Source organism: Amycolatopsis sp. A1MSW2902 (genome assembly GCF_017312175.1).
Classification (GTDB): Bacteria; Actinomycetota; Actinomycetes; order Mycobacteriales; family Pseudonocardiaceae; genus Amycolatopsis; species Amycolatopsis nivea.
The window spans coordinates 3,783,653-3,805,050 of sequence record NZ_QJPO01000001.1; the positions used below are offsets into that span (position 1 = coordinate 3,783,653).

21 protein-coding genes are annotated in these 21,398 nt (G+C 70.3%); 17 read left to right on the top strand and 4 right to left on the bottom strand.

Annotation, left to right across the window (positions count from 1 at the left end; genetic code table 11):
* The first annotated feature begins 1 nt into the window (after nucleotide 1).
* The 5 genes from DMP23_RS17385 to DMP23_RS17405 all read left to right on the top strand — a co-directional run bounded on the left by DMP23_RS17385 (nucleotide 2) and on the right by DMP23_RS17405 (nucleotide 3,891).
* A complete protein-coding gene (locus DMP23_RS17385; RefSeq protein ID WP_337821711.1) occupies nucleotides 2-223 on the top strand; it encodes a DUF6480 family protein in 222 nt (73 codons plus the stop codon).
* Nucleotides 224-280: 57 nt separating this feature from the next.
* A complete protein-coding gene (cpt, locus tag DMP23_RS17390; protein ID WP_337821712.1) occupies nucleotides 281-814 on the top strand; it encodes a chloramphenicol phosphotransferase CPT in 534 nt (177 codons plus the stop codon).
* 68 nt (nucleotides 815-882) lie between these two features.
* Nucleotides 883-2,313: an MFS transporter gene (locus tag DMP23_RS17395; protein WP_337821713.1), complete on the top strand. Its 1,431-nt coding sequence runs from the start codon at nucleotides 883-885 to the stop codon at nucleotides 2,311-2,313.
* Nucleotides 2,310-3,527 carry an AI-2E family transporter gene (locus DMP23_RS17400; protein WP_337821714.1) on the top strand — a complete coding sequence of 406 codons (1,218 nt, stop codon included), beginning with the start codon at nucleotides 2,310-2,312 and terminating at the stop codon, nucleotides 3,525-3,527. The genes DMP23_RS17395 and DMP23_RS17400 overlap by 4 nt, the downstream gene beginning before the upstream one ends.
* Nucleotides 3,508-3,891 (top strand): hypothetical protein, encoded by a 384-nt coding sequence (locus DMP23_RS17405; protein WP_037806296.1) that lies wholly within the window; start codon nucleotides 3,508-3,510, stop codon nucleotides 3,889-3,891. Before DMP23_RS17400 ends, DMP23_RS17405 begins: the two co-directional genes overlap by 20 nt.
* On the opposite strand, the gene DMP23_RS17410 is transcribed toward DMP23_RS17405, so the two are convergent.
* Nucleotides 3,888-4,646: an IclR family transcriptional regulator gene (locus tag DMP23_RS17410; RefSeq protein ID WP_037806297.1), complete on the bottom strand. Its 759-nt coding sequence runs from the start codon at nucleotides 4,644-4,646 to the stop codon at nucleotides 3,888-3,890. The two genes, DMP23_RS17405 and DMP23_RS17410, sit on opposite strands and share 4 nt — an antisense overlap.
* A gap of 66 nt (nucleotides 4,647-4,712) precedes the next feature.
* Between DMP23_RS17410 and DMP23_RS17415 the strand changes: the two genes are divergently transcribed.
* The 4 genes from DMP23_RS17415 to DMP23_RS17430 are packed head-to-tail and all read left to right on the top strand — an operon-like array spanning nucleotide 4,713 to nucleotide 8,520.
* Nucleotides 4,713-5,855 (top strand): cupin domain-containing protein, encoded by a 1,143-nt coding sequence (locus DMP23_RS17415; RefSeq protein ID WP_037806298.1) that lies wholly within the window; start codon nucleotides 4,713-4,715, stop codon nucleotides 5,853-5,855.
* On the top strand, nucleotides 5,852-6,682 hold the full coding sequence (locus DMP23_RS17420; RefSeq protein ID WP_134662830.1) for a fumarylacetoacetate hydrolase family protein: 831 nt from the start codon (nucleotides 5,852-5,854) through the stop codon (nucleotides 6,680-6,682). The genes DMP23_RS17415 and DMP23_RS17420 overlap by 4 nt, the downstream gene beginning before the upstream one ends.
* Nucleotides 6,682-7,284 carry a maleylpyruvate isomerase family mycothiol-dependent enzyme gene (locus DMP23_RS17425; RefSeq protein ID WP_337821715.1) on the top strand — a complete coding sequence of 201 codons (603 nt, stop codon included), beginning with the start codon at nucleotides 6,682-6,684 and terminating at the stop codon, nucleotides 7,282-7,284. The genes DMP23_RS17420 and DMP23_RS17425 overlap by 1 nt, the downstream gene beginning before the upstream one ends.
* Nucleotides 7,285-7,293: 9 nt before the next feature.
* Entirely contained in the window at nucleotides 7,294-8,520 is a 1,227-nt protein-coding gene (locus tag DMP23_RS17430) for an FAD-dependent oxidoreductase (protein ID WP_337821716.1), read from the top strand.
* 43 nt (nucleotides 8,521-8,563) lie between these two features.
* Here DMP23_RS17430 and DMP23_RS17435 read toward each other — a convergent pair whose 3' ends face one another.
* Nucleotides 8,564-9,355: an IclR family transcriptional regulator gene (locus DMP23_RS17435; RefSeq protein WP_063697846.1), complete on the bottom strand. Its 792-nt coding sequence runs from the start codon at nucleotides 9,353-9,355 to the stop codon at nucleotides 8,564-8,566.
* A gap of 183 nt (nucleotides 9,356-9,538) precedes the next feature.
* Between DMP23_RS17435 and DMP23_RS17440 the strand changes: the two genes are divergently transcribed.
* The 8 genes from DMP23_RS17440 to DMP23_RS17475 all read left to right on the top strand — a co-directional run bounded on the left by DMP23_RS17440 (nucleotide 9,539) and on the right by DMP23_RS17475 (nucleotide 19,083).
* Complete coding sequence (locus DMP23_RS17440) at nucleotides 9,539-11,020, top strand: aldehyde dehydrogenase family protein (protein ID WP_134732141.1); 1,482 nt, start codon at nucleotides 9,539-9,541, stop codon at nucleotides 11,018-11,020.
* Between the two features lie 23 nt (nucleotides 11,021-11,043).
* Nucleotides 11,044-13,155: a hydantoinase/oxoprolinase family protein gene (locus DMP23_RS17445; protein WP_337821717.1), complete on the top strand. Its 2,112-nt coding sequence runs from the start codon at nucleotides 11,044-11,046 to the stop codon at nucleotides 13,153-13,155.
* Entirely contained in the window at nucleotides 13,155-15,128 is a 1,974-nt protein-coding gene (locus DMP23_RS17450; RefSeq protein ID WP_337821718.1) for a hydantoinase B/oxoprolinase family protein, read from the top strand. Before DMP23_RS17445 ends, DMP23_RS17450 begins: the two co-directional genes overlap by 1 nt.
* Nucleotides 15,125-15,409, top strand: coding sequence for an acetone carboxylase subunit gamma (locus DMP23_RS17455; RefSeq protein ID WP_134662835.1), 285 nt, complete (start codon nucleotides 15,125-15,127; stop codon nucleotides 15,407-15,409). Before DMP23_RS17450 ends, DMP23_RS17455 begins: the two co-directional genes overlap by 4 nt.
* Nucleotides 15,406-16,167 (top strand): SDR family NAD(P)-dependent oxidoreductase, encoded by a 762-nt coding sequence (locus tag DMP23_RS17460; RefSeq protein WP_336159672.1) that lies wholly within the window; start codon nucleotides 15,406-15,408, stop codon nucleotides 16,165-16,167. The genes DMP23_RS17455 and DMP23_RS17460 overlap by 4 nt, the downstream gene beginning before the upstream one ends.
* Entirely contained in the window at nucleotides 16,164-16,847 is a 684-nt protein-coding gene (locus tag DMP23_RS17465) for a class II aldolase/adducin family protein (protein ID WP_337821719.1), read from the top strand. The genes DMP23_RS17460 and DMP23_RS17465 overlap by 4 nt, the downstream gene beginning before the upstream one ends.
* Before the next feature lie 164 nt (nucleotides 16,848-17,011).
* Entirely contained in the window at nucleotides 17,012-17,692 is a 681-nt protein-coding gene (locus tag DMP23_RS17470; RefSeq protein ID WP_337821720.1) for a response regulator transcription factor, read from the top strand.
* On the top strand, nucleotides 17,689-19,083 hold the full coding sequence (locus DMP23_RS17475) for a sensor histidine kinase (RefSeq protein WP_337821721.1): 1,395 nt from the start codon (nucleotides 17,689-17,691) through the stop codon (nucleotides 19,081-19,083). The genes DMP23_RS17470 and DMP23_RS17475 overlap by 4 nt, the downstream gene beginning before the upstream one ends.
* A gap of 129 nt (nucleotides 19,084-19,212) precedes the next feature.
* Here the strand turns inward: DMP23_RS17475 and DMP23_RS17480 are convergent, their stop codons facing one another.
* On the bottom strand, nucleotides 19,213-19,731 hold the full coding sequence (locus DMP23_RS17480; protein WP_337821722.1) for a MarR family winged helix-turn-helix transcriptional regulator: 519 nt from the start codon (nucleotides 19,729-19,731) through the stop codon (nucleotides 19,213-19,215).
* 22 nt (nucleotides 19,732-19,753) lie between these two features.
* The gene (locus DMP23_RS17485; protein WP_205669897.1) at nucleotides 19,754-21,034 is read right to left on the bottom strand and encodes an MFS transporter; all 1,281 of its coding nucleotides are present in this window, start codon (nucleotides 21,032-21,034) and stop codon (nucleotides 19,754-19,756) included.
* Nucleotides 21,035-21,398 lie beyond the last annotated feature (364 nt).

The following is a 21,398-nucleotide window of genomic DNA, read 5'->3' on the forward strand; positions in this document are numbered from 1 at the left end:
CATGACCGCACCCGGGCCCGAACCGGACGACGTGCCGGGTCTCGAACAGGGCGGTTCCGTGCCGCCCGGCGACACCCCGCCCGACGCCGGGCAGACTTCGGGACTTTCGCATCCGCAGCCGATGCCGTCGCGCAAGCTGCCCGCCCGGTGGCTTGCCATCGTGGCGATTCTGGTGCTGGTGCTCGCCGCGTTCTTCGTGCTGCGCGCTGTCGATTGGTTGTAGGGCAGCGTTCGGGGAAATTCGTTTCTAGCGTTGCTGCGGTGTCTCTACTGTGCCGTGGTGACGACTAACGTGATCATGCTCAACGGCGGTTCCAGCTCGGGGAAGTCCGGGATCGCTCGGTGCCTGCAGGCGGTTCTGCCGGATCCGTGGCTGGCCTTGGGGACGGACACACTAGTTCAGGCGATGCCCGCGGCCATGCGGGCTTCGAACGCCGGGATCGAGTTCGCTCCGGACGGCCAGGTGCTCGTCGGGCCGGAGTTCCGCGCGCTCGAAGCAGCACGGATCGAGGGGATCGCCGCGATGGCTCGCGCGGGTGCCAGGGTCATCGTCGACGAGGTGTTCCTCGGCGGAACGGAGTCGCGAAACCGATGGCAGAAGGCGTTGGGCGGCTTGCGGGTGCTGTGGGTCGGCGTCCGCTGCGACAGCGCGGTCGCCGCGGGTCGTGAAGTCGCCCGAGGCGATCGGGTCATCGGCATGGCGGCCGCCCAGGCTGAGGTAGTCCACCGGGGCATGGTCTATGACCTGGAGGTGGACACCACGCGTACCGAGTCTCTGGAGTGCGCTCGGACGATCGCCGCGCAGGTCGGCTGATCGGCCCGTCTCCGCCGAGCGGTTTGCGAGTGATCTCCGCCGGGAATTCGCGCCGCGAGGTGATCGACGTGGTGCGAACCGATGTGCCGGCGAGGATGGACCGGCTGCCTTGGTCGTCGTGGCATTGGCTGATGCTCGTCGGGCTGGGCACGGTGTGGATCCTCGACGGGCTCGAGGTGACCATCGTCAGCGCGCTGTCCGACCGGCTGACCGAACCCGGCAGCGGGCTCGTGCTGTCCGAGACCCAGGTCGGGCTCGCGACCTCGTGCTACGTCACCGGCGCGGTCTACGGTTCGCTGGTTTTCGGGTATCTCACCGACCGCTGGGGCCGGAAACGCCTCTTCCTGCTGACCCTCGGCCTCTACCTCCTCGCCACCGTCCTGACCGCGTTTTCCTTCGCCCCATGGTGGTTCTTCCTCATGCGGTTCCTGACCGGCGCGGGCATCGGCGGCGAGTACGCGGCGATCAACTCCGCGATCGACGAACTCGTGCCCGCCCGCTGGCGCGCCACGGTGAGCCTCGCGGTCAACGGCTCCTACTGGTTCGGCGCGGCCGGCGGTGCGGCGCTCAGCCTGGTGCTGCTCGACGTCGGCCTGATCCCGGCGTGGCTCGGCTGGCGGCTGGCGTTCGGGCTGGGTGCGGTGCTCGGCCTGTTCATCCTGATTGTCCGTCGCACCGTCCCGGAAAGTCCGCGCTGGTTGTTCACGCACGGCCGTGCCGAGGAGGCCGACCACGTTGTCACCGGCATTGAAGACCGCGTCCAGAAAACGACCGGCGAACGGCTCGAACCGGTCGACGACACCATCGAGGTCGAGAAACGCACCCGAACCAGCCTGACCGAGGTCGCGGTGACACTCGTGCGCAGCTACCCGAGACGGACGTTGCTCGGGCTCGCGCTCTTCGTCGGGCAGGCGTTCCTGTACAACGCCATCTACTTCACCCAAGGCCTGGTACTGAGCCGGTTCTTCGGCGTTTCCAGCGGATCCGTCGGGCTCTACCTGGTGCCGCTCGCGGCGGGCAGTTTCGTCGGCCCGCTGGTGCTCGCGCGGTTCTTCGACTCGATCGGCCGCCGTCCGATGATCATCACGAGCTACCTCGGCTCCGGCGTGCTGCTGGTCGGGACCGGGCTGCTGTTCCAAGCCGGCGTGCTCTCCGCGGTCACCCTGACGATCGCGTGGTGCGCGGTGTTCTTCCTGGCTTCGGCCGGAGCCAGCTCCGCGTACCTCACGGTGTCGGAGATCTTCCCGCTCGAAGTGCGCGCGCTGGCGATCGCGATCTTCTACTCCGTCGGCACCGGCCTCGGCGGGATCATCGGGCCGGTGCTGTTCGGCAGCCTGGTCGAAACCGGCGTCGTGGGGAACGTCGCTTTCGGCTACTACCTGGGCGCGGGCATGATGATCGCGGGCGGCCTTGCCGAGGCGGCGCTGGGGATCCGGGCTGAACGGCGCTCGCTCGAATCGGTCGCCCAGCCGTTGTCGGCCAAGGCGGCGGCGGGATGAACGCCCCGGCGCGCAAGATCGCGGGCGCGAACCGCCGTCGACGCCGGGACGCCGCCGACGCGGTGCCGTGGTCGCTCCGGGTCGCGGCGGCAGCCAGCTGGCGGTTCCTGGTAGTCCTGACCATGCTCGGGGTCATCGCGTGGACGCTCGGCTACCTCGCGCAGGTCACCGTCCCGATCGGGATCGCCCTGCTCCTGTCGGCGTTGTTCGCGCCGCTGGTGGAGCGGCTGGTGCGCTGGCACGTGCCGCGCGCGCTGGCGACGCTCGTCGCGATCGTCGTCGGGCTCGCCGTCCTCGGCGGGGTTCTCGCGCTGGTGATCACCACGGTCACCGCGAGCCTTCCCCAGCTGGGCAACCAGGTCGGAGCCAGTCTGGCGCGCATCAACAACTGGCTCCAGCACGGTCCGCTGCACCTGCCGCAGGTGCAGCAACTGCTCGACAAGGCGGTCAGCGCGATCCAGGGCAACACCGCCGAACTCACCGGCCGGGTGCTCTCCACCGCGGCGACCGTCGGCGGCGTGCTGACCGAGATGCTGCTGACGCTGTTCGTGCTCGTTTTCTTCCTGTACAGCGGCAATCAGGTGTGGCACTTCCTGCTGCGGATCGTGCCGGTCTCCCTTCGCGACGAAATCGACGTCGCCGGCCGCCGCGGGTTCGCCTCGCTGGTCAGCTACGTGCGCGCGACCGTCGCGGTGGCCTGCGTGGACGCGGTCTGCATCGGCGTCGGCATCTGGCTGGTCGGCGTCCCGCTCGCGGTGCCGCTGGCGGCGCTGATCTTCATCGGCGCGTTCGTGCCGATCATCGGCGCGGTGGTGACCGGCGCGGTCGCCGTGCTGATCGCCCTGGTCGCCAACGGATTCGTCGCGGCGGGCATCGTGCTCGCGATCGTCGTCGCGGTGATGCAGCTCGAAAGCCATGTCCTGCAGCCCTTCCTGCTCGGCCGCGCGGTCCGGCTGCACCCGCTGGCCGTGGTGCTGGGCATCGCGCTCGGCCTCGAGGTCGCCGGGATCGTCGGGGCCCTGCTCGCGGTGCCGATCCTCGCCGTCGCCAAGGCCGCGTTCGGGTCCCTGCTGCGCGACCCGCATCTGGACCCGGTCGGCATCGACCCGCTGCAGCCGGCCAACGCGCGCACGACCGGACGATCAAGGGTTTCGGCCGTGCGGAGGCGGGTAACCGCACGTCGGAGGGACTCTGATGACGAGCTTGATCACTGACAGCGCAGACGGCACGGCACCGCGGCGAGGACCTCTCGAACGCGGGTTTCCGCTACCCCGGTCCGCACCGCCGACGGTTTCCTCGACGTTGCACCGGCTTTCCTCGATGGCGTCCTTGCGGGCATGGGAACAGCGCTCGACGCCCGCGTTGATGCACCAGGCGATCCTGGACGGCGTGAACGCTCGCCACGCCGCAGAAGCAGCGCACTTGAGCGTCGAGGAAGCACACGTGCGGTGGGGCGATTGGGCGGCGAAACAGCTGGCCCCGCAGCGTCCCGGGGTCGCGGCAGAGCTGCCGGTGCAGCAATTCCTCAACGTGCACGCGGCTTTCGCGGCGGCACTCGCCGGAGAAGACGCGCGTTAACCGCGCAGGTCCGCCTCCAGCGCCGCCGCCGTCGCACGCAGCGACGCCACCAGCGTCGGCAGCTGATCCTTCCGGTACCGCACGCTCGGCATCGACACCGACAGCCCGGCGACGACCACCCCGTCCGCTCCGTGCACCGGCACGCCGACCGCGACCACTCCCCGTTCCGACCGGCCCTGGTTCAGCGCGAAGCCGCTGCGCCGCACACGCGCCAGGTCAGCCCGCAATTCCACCGGGTCCGGCCGCTCGCCAGGCTTGTCGACCGCGTAGAGCTCCTCCACCTGGTCCGGCGGCAGCTCGGCGAGCAGCAGCAGACCGGCCGTCGTCTGATGTACCGGGAAAACCATCCCTTCGCGTGAACCTACCCGCAGCGCCTGCGAGCATTCGACGCTCGCGATGAACCGGGCCGTGTCCCCGGTCCGGACGGTCAGGTTCACCGACTCGTCCAGCAGGTCCACCAGGCGCCGCAGGTGCGGAAGCGCCGCCGCGCGCAGCTTCGACGCGGCCGACTGCGAGTGCGCGGCCAGTTCCAGGACCGGGCCGACCCGGTAGGCGCGGTTGGCGTCCTGAACGGCGAAATCGCGGTAGACGAGCATCGCCAGCAACCGGTGCGCGGTCGAGGGCGCGACGCCGATCCGCTCGGCCACCTCGGAGACCGTCAACGGGCCTTCGAGCTGCAGCATCGCTGCGATCCGCAGGGCGTTGTCGACGCTCGCCACCGCGTACGGCGGCGGTGCCTTGAACCGTTTGTCCATCGGGGCTGCCTTTCCGCACACCAGAATCCCGTTTTCCGCAGAACGGGACAGGCCCACCATAACCCCATGACCAGCACTCCAGCGCGAACTCCCGTTCAGCTCGCCGCGGTCGACGCACCGGACCAGCCCGCGGTCACGCCCGCGCTGCGGGACCTCTACCGCGGCTTCGAACAGGAACTGCTCGTTCCGTTGTGGACGGAGATCGGCGACCTGATGCCCGCGCACCCGCGCTCGCGGGCGGTGCCGCACCGGTGGCAGTGGGCGAACCTGCTCCGGCTCGCCGAGCAGGCGGGCGAGATCGTGCCGGTCGGGCGCGGCGGCGAACGGCGCGCGATCGCGCTCGCCAACCCCGGGCTCGGCGGCCGTCCGTTCGCGACTCCGACGCTGTGGGCGGCGATCCAGTACCTGATGCCCGGCGAGGACGCGCCCGAGCACCGGCACACGCAGAACGCGTTCCGGTTCGTCGTCGAGGGCTCGGGCGTGTGGACGGTCGTCGGCGGTGACGCGGTTCCGATGCGCCGAGGCGATTTCCTCCCGCAGGCGGGCTGGAACTGGCACGCGCACCACAACGCCACCCGCGAGCCGATGGCCTGGCTCGACGGCCTCGACATCCCGTTCCAGTACGGCATCGACGCGCAGTTCTTCGAGTTCGGCCGCGAAGCGATCAGCGACGACGAGCGGATCTCCCCCGAACGGTCCCGTTCCGAACGGCTGTGGGCGCACCCGGGCCTGCGGCCGCTGTCCGTCGGCTCGGTCGCGCCGGGTTCGCCGTTGCTGGCGTACAAGTGGGAGCACACCGACGCCGCCCTGCGGGACCAGCTGCAACTGGAGAAAGAGGGCTACGGCGGAACAGTCGAGCCGGGTCACGCGGCGGTGCGGTTTTCCAACCCGCACAACGGTTCCGACGTCCTGCCGACCGTCCGCGCCGAGTTCCACCGCGTGGCGCGCGGCACCGAGACCGCGCCCGTGCGGGAGACCGGCTCGTCGGTCTGCCAGGTGTTCGACGGCTCCGGCACGGTGACCGTCGGCGACATCACCTGGGCAGTTTCGCGCGGGGACCTGTTCGTCGTCCCGTCGTGGCAGCCGTTCTCCGTGAAGTCGGAGGCCGGTGCCACCGATTCCGACTCCGGCGCCCTTGATCTGTTCCGTTTCTCGGACGCGCCCGTCTTCGAGGCGCTCCACCTCGACCGTCAGGAGACCCTCCGATGAAGCTCGCCACCCTCCGCGTCGACGGCGGCACGCGCGCCGTCCGCCTCGACGGAGACGTCCTGGTCGACCTCGGCTCCCCCGATCTCGGCGCGCTTTTCGCCCAGGACGGCTGGGAAACGCACGCCGCCCAGGCGACCGGCCGGACCTGGCCCGCCGAGGGCGCGGATCTCGCCCCGGTCGTGCCGCGTCCGTCCAAAGTGGTCTGCGTCGGGCACAACTACACCAACCACATCAAGGAAATGGGCCGTGAGCTGCCCGCGTACCCGACGCTGTTCCCCAAGTTCGCCGACACCCTGACCGGCCCGGCCGACCCGATCGTCAAGCCGCCCGAGACCGACGCGCTCGACTGGGAGGTCGAACTCGTCGTCGTGGTCGGCAGGACCGTGCGGCGCGCGAGCGAGGACGAGGCCGCGGCGGCGATCGCCGGGTTCACCGTCATGAACGACGTCTCGGTCCGCGACTGGCAGTTCCGCACCATCGAGTGGACGCAGGGCAAGATCTGGCAGTCCTCGACGCCGGTCGGCCCGTACGTCGTCACGCCGGACGAGGTCGGCGGCGTCCGGCCCGCGCTCGAGGTGAAGACCACAGTGGACGGTCGCGTCATGCAGCAGGACGACACCGGCACGCTGCTGTTCGACCCGGTGCACCTGGTGCAGTACATCTCCACGATCGTCCAGCTCAACCCCGGCGACCTGATCGCGACCGGCACGCCCGCCGGGGTCGGCCACGCCCGCGATCCGAAGATCTACCTGACCGGCGGCGAAACCGTGGTCACCGAGGTCGCCGGGATCGGCGCGTGCGTGAACCAGATCGTGAAGGAATCCTGATGGCACTCCGCGACGCACGGAACTGGGTCTCGTTCGGGACCGAGCTTTTCCTCACCCACGCGAAAGACCTGTCCGGACCGAGCGCGCTCCCCCGCTGGTCCCGCAAGCACCTCGCCGCGCACGTCGCGGCCAACGCGGACGCCCTCGGCAACCTCGTGCACTGGGCGCGGACCGGCGAGCGCACCCCGATGTACGCCTCGCCGGACCAGCGGAACGCCGATATCGAAGCGGGCTCGCGGCGGTCCGAAGCCCAGCTCACGTCGTGGCTGCGGGATTCGGCGCGCTCGCTGGAATCCGCGATGGCCGAGCTGACTCCGGAGCAGTGGCAGGCCGAGGTCGTCACCGCGCAGGGCCGGACGGTTACCGCCACCGAAATCCCGTGGCTGCGGGCACGCGAGGTGTGCGTGCACGCCGTCGACCTCGGCACCGGACTGGCGTTCGCCGACCTGCCGGAGGCGTTCCTGTCCGCCCTCGTCGCCGAAATCCAGGCCAAACGCGGTCTCGACGCGCTGCCGGACGGTCCGCTGCCCGACGTCGCGGCGTACCTGGCCGGGCGGCCGCATTCACTGACCGGGGTCCCCGACCTCGGCCCCTGGTTGTGAGGAGATCCCATGGACACCCCTGACGTGCTCGTCGTCGGCGGCGGGATCGGCGGGCTGAGCACCGCGTTCGCGCTGTCCCGGCTGGGCCTGCGGGTCCGGGTGCTGGAGCAGGCGAAGGAATTCGGCGAGGTCGGAGCCGGCATCCAGCTCGCGCCCAACTGCACCCGGATCCTCGACGCCTACGGCCTGCTCGACACCGCGAAGGCGCGCGGCGTCGTCCCGGACCGGATGGTCATGCGCGACGCCGTCGACGGCCGCGACCTGACCGCGCTCGCCCTGCGCGACCTCGAACGCCGCTACGGCTTCCCGTACCTGGTCATCCACCGCAGCGACCTGCACCGGCTGTTCCTCGACGCCTGCCGCGACGCGGGCGTCGAACTCCTCACCGAGCAACGGATCGTCTCGTACACGCCGGACCCCGCGACCGCAGTGACCGACGACGGCACCGTGCACACCGCGCCGGTCGTGATCGCCGCTGACGGCCTGCACTCCGTCGCCCGGAAGCATTTCGCGGACGACCAGCCGGTCTCGTCCGCGTACGTCGCTTATCGCGGCACCGTGCCGATCGCCGAGGTCGGCCGTCCGGTCGATCTGTCCGAGGTCGTGGTGTACGTCGGGCCGCGATGCCACTTCGTCCACTATGGACTCCGCGGCGGCGATTTGCTCAATCAGGTAGCCGTTTTCGAGTCCCCGAAGGCCGTGGCAGGCCTCGCCGACTGGGGCACGCCGGACGAGCTGGACGCCGCCTTCGCCGCGACGTGCGACGAGGTGCAGGCCGGGATCCCGCGGATGTGGCGGGACAAATGGTGGCGGATGTACGACCGCAACCCGATCTCCACCTGGGTTGACGGCCGCCTCGCCCTGCTCGGCGACGCCGCGCACCCTCCCCTGCAGTATCTGGCCCAAGGCGCGATCATGGCCATCGAAGACGGCTGGGTGCTGGCCGAGCACATGAAGCGGCTGGGAGATTGGGACAGTGCACTGGCCGCGTACGAGGCGGTCCGGACGGAACATTGCCGCCGGGTCGTGCTGACCGCCCGTGCCTGGGGAAACCTGTGGCATCTGGACGGTGTCGCGCGGGAGCAGCGCAACACTCTGCTGCGCGCCCGTGCGACGAACGATTACGCGTTCACTGACTGGCTCTACGGCCCGACAGCCCTGTTCCCCGACGACGAACCGGCGATGTTCGAACCGGTCCCGCTGTCCACAGCGGACGATCTGACGGCTACTCGATAACCACAACCGGCGGTGAACAACCCGTTCACCGCCGGTTTTTCGTTCAGACCAGCTTCTCCGCCAGCCGACGGCAGCCCTCCACCAACGCGACCGCGTGCTCGTCCCGCTGTGCCTTCGTCATCCGCCCGGTCGGCGCCGCGACGCTCAATCCGCCCAGCAGCGGACCGTCCGGCCGGGCCACCGCGCAGCCGATCGAGCTGACGCCGTCCTCGCTCTCGCCGGCGTTGAGCGCGTAGCCGCGCCGCCGGATCCGTTCGATCTCGGCCAGCAGCGCGCTGCGGCTCGTCATGGTCTTCGTGGTGACCTGGCCCAGGACGTCGTCCGGGTAGCGCTGGGCGATCTGGTCGTCGGGCAGGTGCGCGAGCATCGCTTTGCCCAAGCTCGTCGCGTGCGCCGGAAGCGTGCGGCCGACGCGGCCGGACACCCGCAGCGCCCGGTCGCTCTCGATCACGTCGAGGAAGCGGACCTGGTTGCCCTCCAGGGAACCGAGGTGCACGGTCTCGCCGGTGGTTTCGGACAGCCACTGCAGCACCGGCCGCGCGACCGCCCGCAGGTCCATCTGGTTCACCACGGACAGTCCGATTTCGACCAGCGCGGGCCCGGCGCGGTAGACGCGGCTGGCCGGGTCCTGGTCGACGAACCCGTGGTGGACGAGCATCGCCATCAGCCGGTGCGCGGTCGACTGCCCGACCCCCAGCGCGTCCCTCGCGTCGGACAGCCGCAGCTCCCGCGTGGCGCTGAACATCCGCAGCAGCCGCAGCGCGCGGTCGACGGATTCGATCGGGTACTGGGGCGCGGGCCGCGCGGGACCGGCTTCGGCAGCGGATGTCTGCATAGCAGACATGGTATCTGGACCAGGGAGTTTGCGGGTGCTTCCGGGGAGAAAACTCGGCACGATTTCTGGATAACAGAATCAGAGTCCGCAGACTAGACTCCGGGTCGGGTCGCGGGGTTAGCATGAGCCGACGGCACGCGGGGCTCCAGGTCCCCGCGGGACTCAGGAAGCGCAGGAGCGACGATGCTCGAAGCACATTCCGGCCCGGAAATCCCGACCCGGGTCGCCGAACTTCTCGACCGCGAGTGGCGCCTGCTCATCGACGGCAAACTCGTCCCGGCGCGGTCCGGCGCCACCTTCTCCCGGGTGTCCCCTTACACGGGCACGGTGATCGCCGAGGTCCCCGACGCGGGACCCGACGACGTCGACGAAGCGGTGCGCGCAGCGGCCGACGCGAGGGCGGTCTGGCGGGACACTCTGCCGGTCGAGCGGGCGAAGCTGGTCGCGGAACTGGCCGACGCGATCGAACGCCACGGCGAGGAACTGGCCCTGCTCGACACCGTGGACGCCGGTTCGCCGATCTCGAACTCGCGCGTCGACGTCGGCGTGACGGTGGCGCAGCTGCGCATGTTCGCCGGGCAGGCGCTGGAGCTGAAGGGCACGACGGTGCCCGCCAGCACGGCACTGCACGTGACCACGCGCGAACCGGTCGGCGTGGTCGCGCGGATCGTGCCCTACAACCATCCGCTGATGTTCGCGGGCAAAATCGCCGCGCCGCTGGTCGCGGGCAATCCGACGATCCTCAAGCCGCCGGAGGCCGCGCCGCTGTCCGCGCTGCGGCTGGCCGAGCTGGCGAAGGACATCTTCCCGCCCGGCGTGCTCTCGGTACTCGTCGGCGATGGGCCGGCAGTGCCGGACGCGCTGGTGCGGCACCGGCACGTGCGGCGGATCGGGTTCATCGGGTCCGAACCCACCGGACGCGCCATCCAGCGCGCGGCGGCGGAGAGCGGCGTCAAGGACGTCAGCCTCGAACTCGGCGGCAAGAACGCCATGGTGGTGTTCCCCGACGCGGACCTCGAAGCGGCGGCCGCCGGAGCCGTGTTCGGCATGAACTTCACCTGGTCCGGACAGTCCTGCGGGTCGAACTCGCGGCTGCTCGTCCACCAGGACGTCCACGACGCGCTCGTCGCCCGCGTGGTCGAGCTGATCGAAGCGCGCCGCATCGGCGATCCGTTCGACGAGCGCACCGAACAGGGCACGATGATCAACCGGGCGCAGTACGAGAAGTCGTTGTCCTACATCGACATCGCGGTGTCCGAAGGCGCAAAGGTCGCCACCGGCGGCGGTCGCCCGGCAGGCGTCGACCAGGGCTTGTTCGTCGCTCCGACGGTGTTCACCGGCGTGCGCCCGGACATGCGGATCGCCCGCGAGGAGGTGTTCGGGCCGCTGCTGTCGGTCATCCCGTTCGCCGACGAGGCCGAAGCGGTCCGCATCGCCAACAGCGTCGACTACGGGCTGACCGCGAGCGTCTGGACCTCCGACGTCACCCGGGCGCACCGCGTCGCCCGCGCGTTCGAGGCCGGGTTCGTCTGGATCAACGGCTCGTCCCGGCACTTCCCCAACGTGCCGTTCGGCGGCGTGAAGGGATCCGGCGTCGGCCGCGAGGAAAGCCTCGAAGAACTCCTCAGCTACACGGAAACCAAGTCCATCAACGTCATGTTCTGACCATCGAAGGCAAAGGGGCCCTCATGGCGTACGTCATCGGCATCGACACCGGCGGAACGTTCACCGACGCCTTCGTCGCCGACCAGCACAACCGGCTCGCCGCCGCCAAAACCCCGTCCACTCCCCCGGATTTCGCGACCGGCTTCCTCACCGCGATCGACGAGCTCGCCGCGGAACTCGGCATCCCGGTCCGCGAACTGCTCGCCAACACCGATTACGTCGTGCACGGCACCACCTCGACGCTGAACGCACTCGTGACCGGGGACGTCGCGCAGGTCGGCTTCCTCACCACTCGCGGGCACGCGGACTCGATCAGCATCATGAACCTCGAAGGCCGCTACGCCGGTCTCGGCAGCGACGACATCCAGCACATGGCCCGCACGGCGAAGCCCGCGTCCCTGGTGCCCCGGCACCGGATCCGCGAGATCGACGAGCGCGTGGACTACCAGGGCCGCGTCGTCGTCCCGCTCGACGAGGACGGCGTCCGGACCGCGGTCCGCGAGCTGCTCGCCGACGGTGCGGAGGCGATCGCGGTCTCGTTCCTGTGGTCGTTCCGCAATTCCGCGCACGAGCAGCGGGTGCGCGAGATCGTCCAGGAGGAAGCGCCGGAGGTGTACGTGGCGCTGTCCAGCGAGGTCAGCCCGCGCATCCGGGAGTACCCGCGCAACGTCACGACGATCATGAACACGCAGGTCGGCCCGCGGCTGGGCAGCTATCTGCGGCCGCTCGAAGCCGAACTGCGGGAGCGCGGGCTCACCGGCGCGCTGCTGGTGATGCAGGGCTCCGGCGGCTGCGTCACGGCCGCGGACGCGCCGGCGCACGCGATCACAACCATCGGTTCGGTGCTCACCGGCGGGGTCGTCGGCTGCACCCGGATGGCCGCGTCGCTGGGCCACGACAAGGTGATCTCGACCGACATGGGCGGCACGACCTTCCTGGTCGGGCTGGTCGTGGACGGCAAACCGGTGACCACCACGAGCACGATCCTCAACCAGTACACGATCAGCACGCCGATGGTCGACGTGCACACCATCGGAGCCGGCGGCGGTGCGATCGCCTGGGTCGACCCGGGCGGCAACCTCCGCGTCGGGCCGCGCAGCGCGGGCGCCCGCCCCGGACCGGCCTGTTACGGCGAGGGCGGCTGGGAGCCGACGGTCACCGACGCCGACCTCGTCCTCGGCATCATCAACCCGGACAACTTCCTGGGCGGGCGCAAGAAACTGGACGTCCAGCTGTCCCGGGACGCCATCGACAAGGTGGTCGCGACCCCGCTCGGCATGTCCGTCGAGGACGCGGCCGCGGCGATCTACGCGATCCAGAACGCCCAGACCGCCGACCTCGTCCGCAAGGTCGTGGTCAACTCCGGCCAGGACCCGCGCGACTTCACCCTCTACGCGTTCGGCGGCGCGGGCCCGATGCACTGCGCGAGCTACTCGTCCGACCTCGGCGTCAAGGAGGTCGTGGTCCCGCTCGGCTCCACCGCGGCGGTCTTCTCCGCCTACGGCCTCGCCGCCTCGGACATCGTGCTGACCGCGGAACAGTCGCAGCCGGTCGCGATGCCGGTGCCCGCCGAGACCGCGAACGAGGTGTTCACCGGCCTGGAACGGGAACTGGAACGCCGGTTGGCCGAACAGGGCCTCACCTTCTCCGCGATCAGCTACGAACGCGAAGCCGACATCCGCTACACCATGCAGCTCGCGGAGGTCGCGACCCCGGTACCCGGCGGCGAGCTGACCGACGAGTCGGTGGAGCAGCTCGGCCGCGACTTCGAAGCGAGCTACGAAGCGTTGTACGGCAAGGGATCCGGCTTCCCGGACGCAGGCCTGCAGCTGATCACCTACCGCGTCCGCGCGACCGGGATCCTGCAGATCCAGCCGGAACTGCCCGAACACGGCACCCTGCCCGGCAAGCCCGCCACGAGCGGCGAACGGGAGGTCCTGCTCGACGTCCGCACCGGACGCCAGCCCGCCGCGATCTACGACTACCGCGCACTCGGCGCCGGCCACGAGATCGAAGGCCCCGCCGTCGTCGAAGCGCCGACCACCACCGTCGCCCTCCCGCCGGGCACTCAGGCCGCTGTGGACCGTCTCGGCAACCTCGTGATCCGTTTCCCCGAACGGAAGGAACACTCCTGATGGCTGTCATCCCCGTCGCCGGATCCGAGCGATTCGTCCAGTCCGGCGCTCCCCTCGACCCGGAAGCCCGGTTCGGCGACCTGCAACTGCACCGCGTCGACTCCACTGACGTCGACGCCCTCACTTACGAAGTGGTGCGCCACCGGCTGGTCGCCATCACCGACGACATGGGCGACGCGATCAAGCGCATGTCCGGCTCGGTCGTCGTGACCGACTGCAACGACTTCGGCGCGGGCATCATGGACGAGACCGGCGAAACCGTTCAGGTCGGGCTGTACAACATGCAGCTCGGGTCCGCTTTGGACATGGCGGTGCGCTGGACGCTCGAGCATCGCGCCGAGAACCCGGGAATCGCGCCGGGCGACCAGTTCCTCCTGAACGACCCGTGGATCGGCGGCGGGCTGCACCAGAACGACGTCACCGTCCTCGCCCCGCTGTTCTACGACGGCCAGCTGTTCTGCTGGACCGGCGCGGTCGCGCACCAGGTCGACCTCGGCGGCGTGTCGCCGGGCAGCTGGTCGGTCGAGGGCCACGACGTGTTCTGGGAGGCGCTGCCGATCCCGCCGGTGAAGATCGTCGAAGGCGGCACGCTGCGCTCGGACATGGAGGACATGTACCTGCGGCGGTCCCGCGTGCCGCGGCTGGTCGGGCTGGACCTGCGGGCGAAGATCGGCGGGAACAACGTCGCGCAGGACCGGCTCACCGCGCTCATCGACAAGTACGGCCCGGACACCGTCAAGGCCGTGATGAAGAAGATGATGGGCGACGCGGAAGCCCAGCTGCGCACGAAATTGCGAGCGCTGCCGGACGGAACGTGGTCGGCCGTCGCGCACCAGGACGGCGCGCGGGCGGGCGACCGGGACATCCACAAGATCGTCGTCGCGATGTCCAAACAGGACGACACCCTGACCTTCGATTTCACCGGCACCGACCCGCAGGTCGACGGGATCATCAACTGCACCCTCGCCGGGCTGCGCGGCGGCATCCTGCCGATCCTCCTGACCATGCTGTGCCCGGACATCTCCTGGTCGCCGGGCGGGATCTACCGGTGCGTCGAGATCGTCAGCGAACCCGGGACGATCAACAACTGCACCTTCCCGGCCGGCATCGGGAAGGCGTCGGTCAACTCGGCCTGGTCCACGCAGAACGCGGTCTCCGAAACCGTCGCGCAGATGCTGAGCACGCACGCCGAACTCAGCCGGTCGGCGATGAGCGTCTGCTGCGGCACCTGGGATCTCACCCTGCTGGCCGGCGTCGACCAGCGCGGCGGCGGCTTCGCCACGATGCTGTGCGACGCGATGTCCGGCGGCCTCGGCGCGAAGGTGGACGGCGACGGCGTCGACACCGGCGGCGAGAACTGCATTCCGATGGGCCGCATCGCCGACATCGAGATCAACGAGTTCAGCTTCCCGATGCTCTACCTGTGGCGGCGCGAGGAGGTCGATTCCGGCGGACCGGGCCGGTGGCGCGGCGGCGTCGGAGCGTCGAGCTGCTTCATCCCCTACGACTCCCCCACCCGCAGCGTTCATCTCGTCGTCTCCGCGAACGGCAAGGCGGTCCCGCAGGCTCCCGGCATTTCCGGCGGCTATCCCGCGGCCACGCAATGGGACGTCCTCGTCCGCGACACCACCGTCCGCGACCAGCTCGCGAACGGCCGGATCCCGCAGACGATCGACGACCTGCGCGGCCGCGCGGACACCCTCCCGCCGCACCTGGAAACCGACCTCGCCGAAGCGGACGTCTACTTCACCCATTGGCAAGGCGGCGGCGGAATCGGCGACCCGCTGCACCGTGAACCCGAACGCGTCGCCGCCGACGTCCGCGACGGCAAGGTGTCCGCGATCGCCGCGCTCGACGTCTACGGCGTCGTGCTGGACAACGGCGCGCCTGACCTCGCGGCTACCGCGGCGCACCGCGACCGGCTGCGGTACGAGCGCGCCGGGCTCACGCTGCCGGAAGGAGCGCACCAGTGAACCTCGACCTCAACCTCCGCGTGGACGACGCGACCGGCGCGGTCGTCTGCCGCCACTGCTCGGCCCGGATCGGCGACACCACCGCCGAACCGATGGCGCACGCGCTGCGCCACGAACGGCCCTCGACCGACGCCGGACCGGGTGTCCACGCCGATCCCGCCGCGTTCGTCGACCGGGAAGTCCTGCTGCGCCAAGCGTTCTGCCCCGGCTGCCTGACGCTGCTGTCCACCGAGATCGTCCCGGACGGCGAACCCTCCTACCGAAGCTGGAGCCTGACATGACCCTCAACGGACTCGCCGGAAAGGTCGTCGTCGTGACCGGCGCGGCCCAAGGCATCGGCGCGGCTTACGCCCGCCGGCTGGTCTCCGAAGGCGCGACCGTGGTGCTCGCCGACCTCAACCTCGAGGGTGTCCAAGCCACCGCCGTTTCCTTCGACGGTCCCGGCAAAGCCAGCGCGTACGCCCTCGACGTCTCCAGCCGCGCCAGCTGCACCGAGTTCGCGGCGCAGCTCACCGAGGCGCACGGGCGGGTCGACGGCCTGATCAACAACGCCGCGATCTTCTCCACCATCAAGATGAAGCCGTTCTGGGAGATCACCGACGAGGAATGGGACCGTCTGATGGCGGTCAACCTGCGCGGCCCGTGGCTGCTCGTGTCGGCGCTGCTCCCGCTGCTCCAGGCTTCACCGTCGGCAAGCGTCGTCAACATCGGCTCCGACGCGGTGCAACTCGGCCGCCCCGGATACCTGCATTACGTCGCCAGCAAGGGCGGTGTGCACGGCATGACCTTCTCGATGGCACGGGAACTCGGCGAGTTCGGCATCCGGGTCAACACCCTGTCGCCGGGCCCGGTCTACACCGAAGTCGCGCGGGAAACCGTGACGCCCGAACAACGCGAGGCTATGCTGCGCGCCCAATCGCTGCACCGCCCCGCCGGGGCCGACGACATGACCGGGCTGGCCGCGTTCCTGCTCAGCGACGACGCGGGCTACCTGACCGGCCAGACCCTCAGCGTCAACGGCGGGCTGGTGCACCGATGAGCACGCAACAGGAACTCGTCGCGCTGTCGTCCCGGATCCTGGCCACCGCAGGACAGGGCGACCTCATCTGGGGCCACGTCTCCTGCCGCGACGCTGACGGACGGGGCGTGTGGATCAAGTCCGCGGAATGGGGCATGGAGGAGGTGACGCCGGAGCGGGTGCAGCTCGTCAACGCCGACGGCGAGGTCGTCTCCGGCACCGGGCCGCGGCACAGCGAATACCCGATCCACACCGAGGTCATCGCCGCGCGGCCGGACGTCAACGCGGTGGTGCACACGCACGCCCCGCACGCCGTCGCCCTCGCCGCGACGGGACAGGAGCTGCGGCCGGTGAGCCATGCCGCGAACCTGTTCGTGCCGCCCGAAGTGCCGCGCTACACCGAGACCGCGGATCTGATCCTGACGCCGGAATTGGGCAAGTCCCTGGCCGCGGAACTCGGCGATGCCCGGGCGGTATTCCTGGTGAACCACGGAATCGTGGCGGTCGGCGATTCGGTGGAAAGCGCGACCGTCGCCGCGGTGGTGTTGGAGCGGGCTTGTGAACAGCAGTTGCTGACCCAGTCCTTCGGCGGATGGCCTAGCTGGTCGCCGCCGGAGGAGTCACATGCGAAGCGGGAGCACATCTATCACCCGCGTGCGGTGCAGGCGGTGTGGGATTACCTGGTGCGGCAGCTGCCGTGAGGTCGTGAGTGGCGATGCCGGTTCTCACCGGCATCGCCACTCACGACACCCCCACCGAAAACCCCACTGTCCGCCCAGATTCGCACAGGAATCCGCACCCCGCCTGCCCTTGCCGCGGTAGGGAACAATTTCTAGGGCAGGTTCCGCGGCGGAGGGGCGGCTCGATGACGGTCCGAGTCTTGCTGGTCGAGGACGACGCACTGATCAGCGAAGCGCTTTCGCTCGCTCTCGCGGACCAGGGCTGCTCGGTGACCCAAGCCGCGTGCGGCGAGGACGCGTTGGCGATGCTGGAATCGGTGCGCGTGGACGTCGTCCTGCTCGACCTGATGCTGCCGGGCATGGGCGGGCTCGCCGTCTGCAAGGAACTGCGCGTGCGCGGGGATCTGCCGGTTATCGTCATCACCGCCCGGGCCGACAGCCAGGACGTCATCGCCGGGCTGGAAGCCGGTGCGGACGACTACGTGACCAAGCCGCTGGTCGCCGGCGAGCTGGCGGCCCGCATCCGCGCGTTGTTGCGCCGCGCGGCGCCGGTTCGCAGGTGTTGTCTCCAGGTCGGCGATCTGCTGCTGAGCACGCACGACGACACGGTCTCCCGCGAAGGCGTCCCCATTCGCCTTACCCGTACCGAATTCCGCCTGCTGGCCGAATTGGCCGCCGCCGACGGAGAGGTCGTCACGCGGGAGCAGTTGCTGCACCGGATCTGGGGGCGCGACTACTTCGGCGGCACGCGGTTGCTCGACGTCCACATCCGGCGATTGCGGCGCAAGGTCGAGCCGAATCCCGATTGTCCGCGTCTCGTGCTCACTGTCCGGGGAATCGGCTACCGTGCCGAGCCCCGGCCGTGATCCCCGCTTCCGTGTCCCGGCTTTCCTTGCGCTGCCGGGTTTCCTTGCGCTGCCGGGTTTCCGCGGCGTTCGGGCTCGGGCTGCTGGTGGTGGTCAGCGCGCTGTCGGCGGCGACCTGGCACCTCGCCACCGACTACCTGCTCAACCAGCGCCAGCAGAGCGCGGACCGGCATTCCCGGATCAACGCGCGACTGGTCGAGAACGAGCTCCGCAACCGGACCGGCGGTCTCGGCGAATTGCTGTCCGGCCTCACTTCCGGACCGAATTCGACGATCCTCGTGGCCCTGCCGGGCGGTTGGCACACCGCCGGACGCCCGGTCGGCCCCGCGGACCTCCCGCCCGGCCTGCTCTCCCGCGCCCGCCCCGGCGCGCCCGCGCACGAGCGGTTCACCGCCGACGGGATCCCGGTCCTCGCGGTCGCGCAACAACTCGCCCGGTCGAACGGCTACTACGTCGAACTGCATCCGCTGCTCGGGCTCGAACGGACCTTCCGCAACCTGCGCATGATCCTCGTGGCGGGCACCGTGGCGTGCGGGCTGTTCGGCGTCGCACTCGGCGCGTGGGCGGCCCGGCGCGCGCTCCGTCCGCTCGCCGCGTTCACCGAAACCGCCGCCCGCATCGCCCGCGGCGACCTCCGCGCCCGGCTGCCCGAACAGGCCGGACCCGACCTCGCCCCGCTCGCCGCGACGTTCAACTCCACCGCCGACGCACTGGAACAACGGGTCCGCCGCGACGCCCGGTTCGCCGCCGACGTCAGCCACGAACTGCGCTCCCCGCTCACCACGATGACGTCCGTCGCGGAAGTCCTCGAACGCCGCCGCGACGCGATGCCCGCGCCCGCGCAGAAGGCGTTGCAGCTCCTGCTCGCCGAACTGCGGCGGTTCCGCGGCATGGTGCTCGACCTGCTGGAGATCTCGGCCGTCGACCAAGCCGACCACGGCGAGGAACGCGAACTGGTCGACCTCGGTTCGCTCGTCCGCAGCGGCGTCGCGAGCAGCCCGGCCCCGCGCCCGACTCTCGACCTCGCCCCGGACCCGCTGCTGGTAGCCGCGGACCGGCGACGCCTCGACCGGGTATTGGCGAACCTCCTCGACAACGCGGCCCGCTACGGCGGCGGTGCGGTTCGCGTGGCCGCACACGCGAGCAACGGCGTGGTCCGGCTGGAAGTGGACGACGCGGGCACCGGGGTGCCCGCCGAACTCCGGGAACGCATTTTCGAGCGATTCTCCCGAGGGGTGCACGCCGGACGGCGGGATCCCGATTCAGGGACCGGTCTGGGATTGGCGATCGTCGCGGACCACGTCTACCGCCACGACGGACGGGTGTGGGCGGAGGAACGGCCGGGCGGCGGGGCGCGGTTCGTCGTCGAACTCCCGCAAGCACCCGGATGACGCGTCAAGCCAACTCGACCAGCCGCGCGGCAAGCTTCGGGCGCGTCAGACGGCAGTGTCGGGTGCACCGCCGAGCGAAGGCCTTGGATTCTTCGCGCCGCACCGGGTTGCTTGCCTGCCTGCCCGCGGTTAGTTATCGCGCCGGACCGCGCTTTCCAGCAGGGCCAGCGCCCGTTCGATGTCCTTGCGATCCGCCTCGTCCAGGTTGGCGAGGAGCGATTCCTCGCGCTCGAGATGTCCTTCGAGGACCCGGTCGATGAGCTTGCGGCCTGCGGCGGTCAGTTCGGCGTAGCTCACCCTGCGGTCGCCCCGGTGGTCGCGGCGGCGGATCAGCCCGTCGCGTTCGAGCGCGTCCAGCCGTCCGGTGAGAGCGCCGGACGTGACGAGCGCGGAGGCGGCCAGCTCGGACGGCGTCTTCCGGTAGGGACGGCCGGCCCGGCGGAGGTTGCACAGGATGTCGAACGCGCCCGGGGTCAGGCCGTGCGGGGCCAGGTACTCGCGCAGTCCGCCGGCGGCGAGGTCGGCGATCCGGCGGACCCGGCCGAAAATCGCGATCGGCGAGGCGTCCAGGTCCGGGCGCTCCCGCGCCCAGTCCGCCACCACCTGGTCGACCGGGTCCATCGTCATCGGCTCCTCGTTCCGCGGCATGCGGACGGAGCCTATCCGCGTCCTAACGGGACTGCGCCGCGGGCTGACCGGCCGCGGCGGGTGCTTTCCCGGCCGGAGCGCGGCCGCGGAGCAGCACGACCGCACCGACCAGCGTGAGCAGCTGGGTCGCGGCGAGCAGGGCGTACCCGGCGGCGAACCCGTGGTCGCCGCCCGCCGCGATCGCCACGCCCATCAAGGTGGGAAGCAGCGCGGACACCAGATTGCCGACCCCGTTGATCAAGCCGTAGGCGCTGCCCACCGCACCCGCCGGCGCGTATTGCTGCACCAGGGTCGGGATCGCCGGTCCTTGCAGGCCCCAGAACGCGTTGGCGAGGATCAGCGTCGCCGCCGCGAGCCAGCGCGAATCGGCGAAGGTCACGGCCGTCGCGCACAGCGCGGTGCCGACGCTGCCGATGACCAGCACGAGCGGCGCCCGGCGGGCCGGCATCCGGTCGATGAGCCATCCGCCGAGGAACCCGGACCCGAGGCTGACCACGAACGGCAGCGCCGACAGCGCGCTCATCTGCGCCAGCGAGAAATGCCGTGCCTGCAGCAAATACGACGGGAGCCACGACGTGCTGCCCCACAGATAGCCGAGCGTCGCCACCTCGATCAGCAGGATCCAGCCGAGCTTGGGCGTGCGCAGCGCCCCCGCGAACCGCCGCAACGCCGGTTCGCGGACCGCCGTCCGGCGGCGCGAGGCCCGGACGAACACCGCGACCAGCGGCAGCCCGACCACGAGATTGAGCGCCGCGAGCAGGAGGAACGAGCCGTGCCAGCCGAAGTGCACGAGAGCGAAGGTGATCACCGGGATGCCCAGCGCCGTGCCCAGCGAAACGCCCATCGAGCTGACCGCGTTGGGCTTGCCCCACGCGCCTTCGGCGAAATTGTCCTTGACGTACATGGTTTTCAGCGAGAACAGCGGCCCCTCGCTGGCCCCGAGCAGGAACCGCAGGGTCAGCAGCAGCATCGCGCTCCCGGCGTACGGGGACACGAGAGTGAACAACGCCCAGCACCCCAGGCTGACGAGCAATCCGCGCCGCACCCCGAAAACTGCTTCGTACCAGGGCGTGATCAGCATGGCCGCGATTCCGTAGCCGGCCAGGAACAGCGTCATCAGGGCGCCTTGCGCCGCCCGGTTGCCCGCGATCCCGAAATGCCGCGTGAAGGCCGGATCGGTGATCAGCACGGACACGTTGACCCGGTCGATGTAGGAGATCGCCACGACCGCCAGCAACGCCAGCACGCCCAGCCACGCGGTCATCGGCGCGCCGGGACGCCGGTCTTCGGTCGGCAGAGTCACCGCGGTTCCTTTCCGGGCCGGACCATCGCGAGGCGGCCCGGAACGCGCGGACCCGCCGCGCCGCCAGACCGGCCGCCTCGGCCGGCGGGGTCGCCCGGAAGTATCTTTGTCCTAAGATGCTTGTGTCAAGCTATCTCGCCAGAGTCCTCTCCCCCGGCCCAGCGCCGTGACCGTACGTGAAGGGCCCCTTGAGGGGAATGAGATTTTGCGCCAGGAACCCAAGGCGGCGCCGTGGATGCGGCTGAGGCAAGCCTGCCCAGGCCGAAGGTGCTGAGTGGCTGCGGTCCGTGAGGGTCGCCTTGAGGGAATCAGATTCCCTCAAGGCGACCCTCACGGACCTGAATAACCCGTCACGGAATCGCAA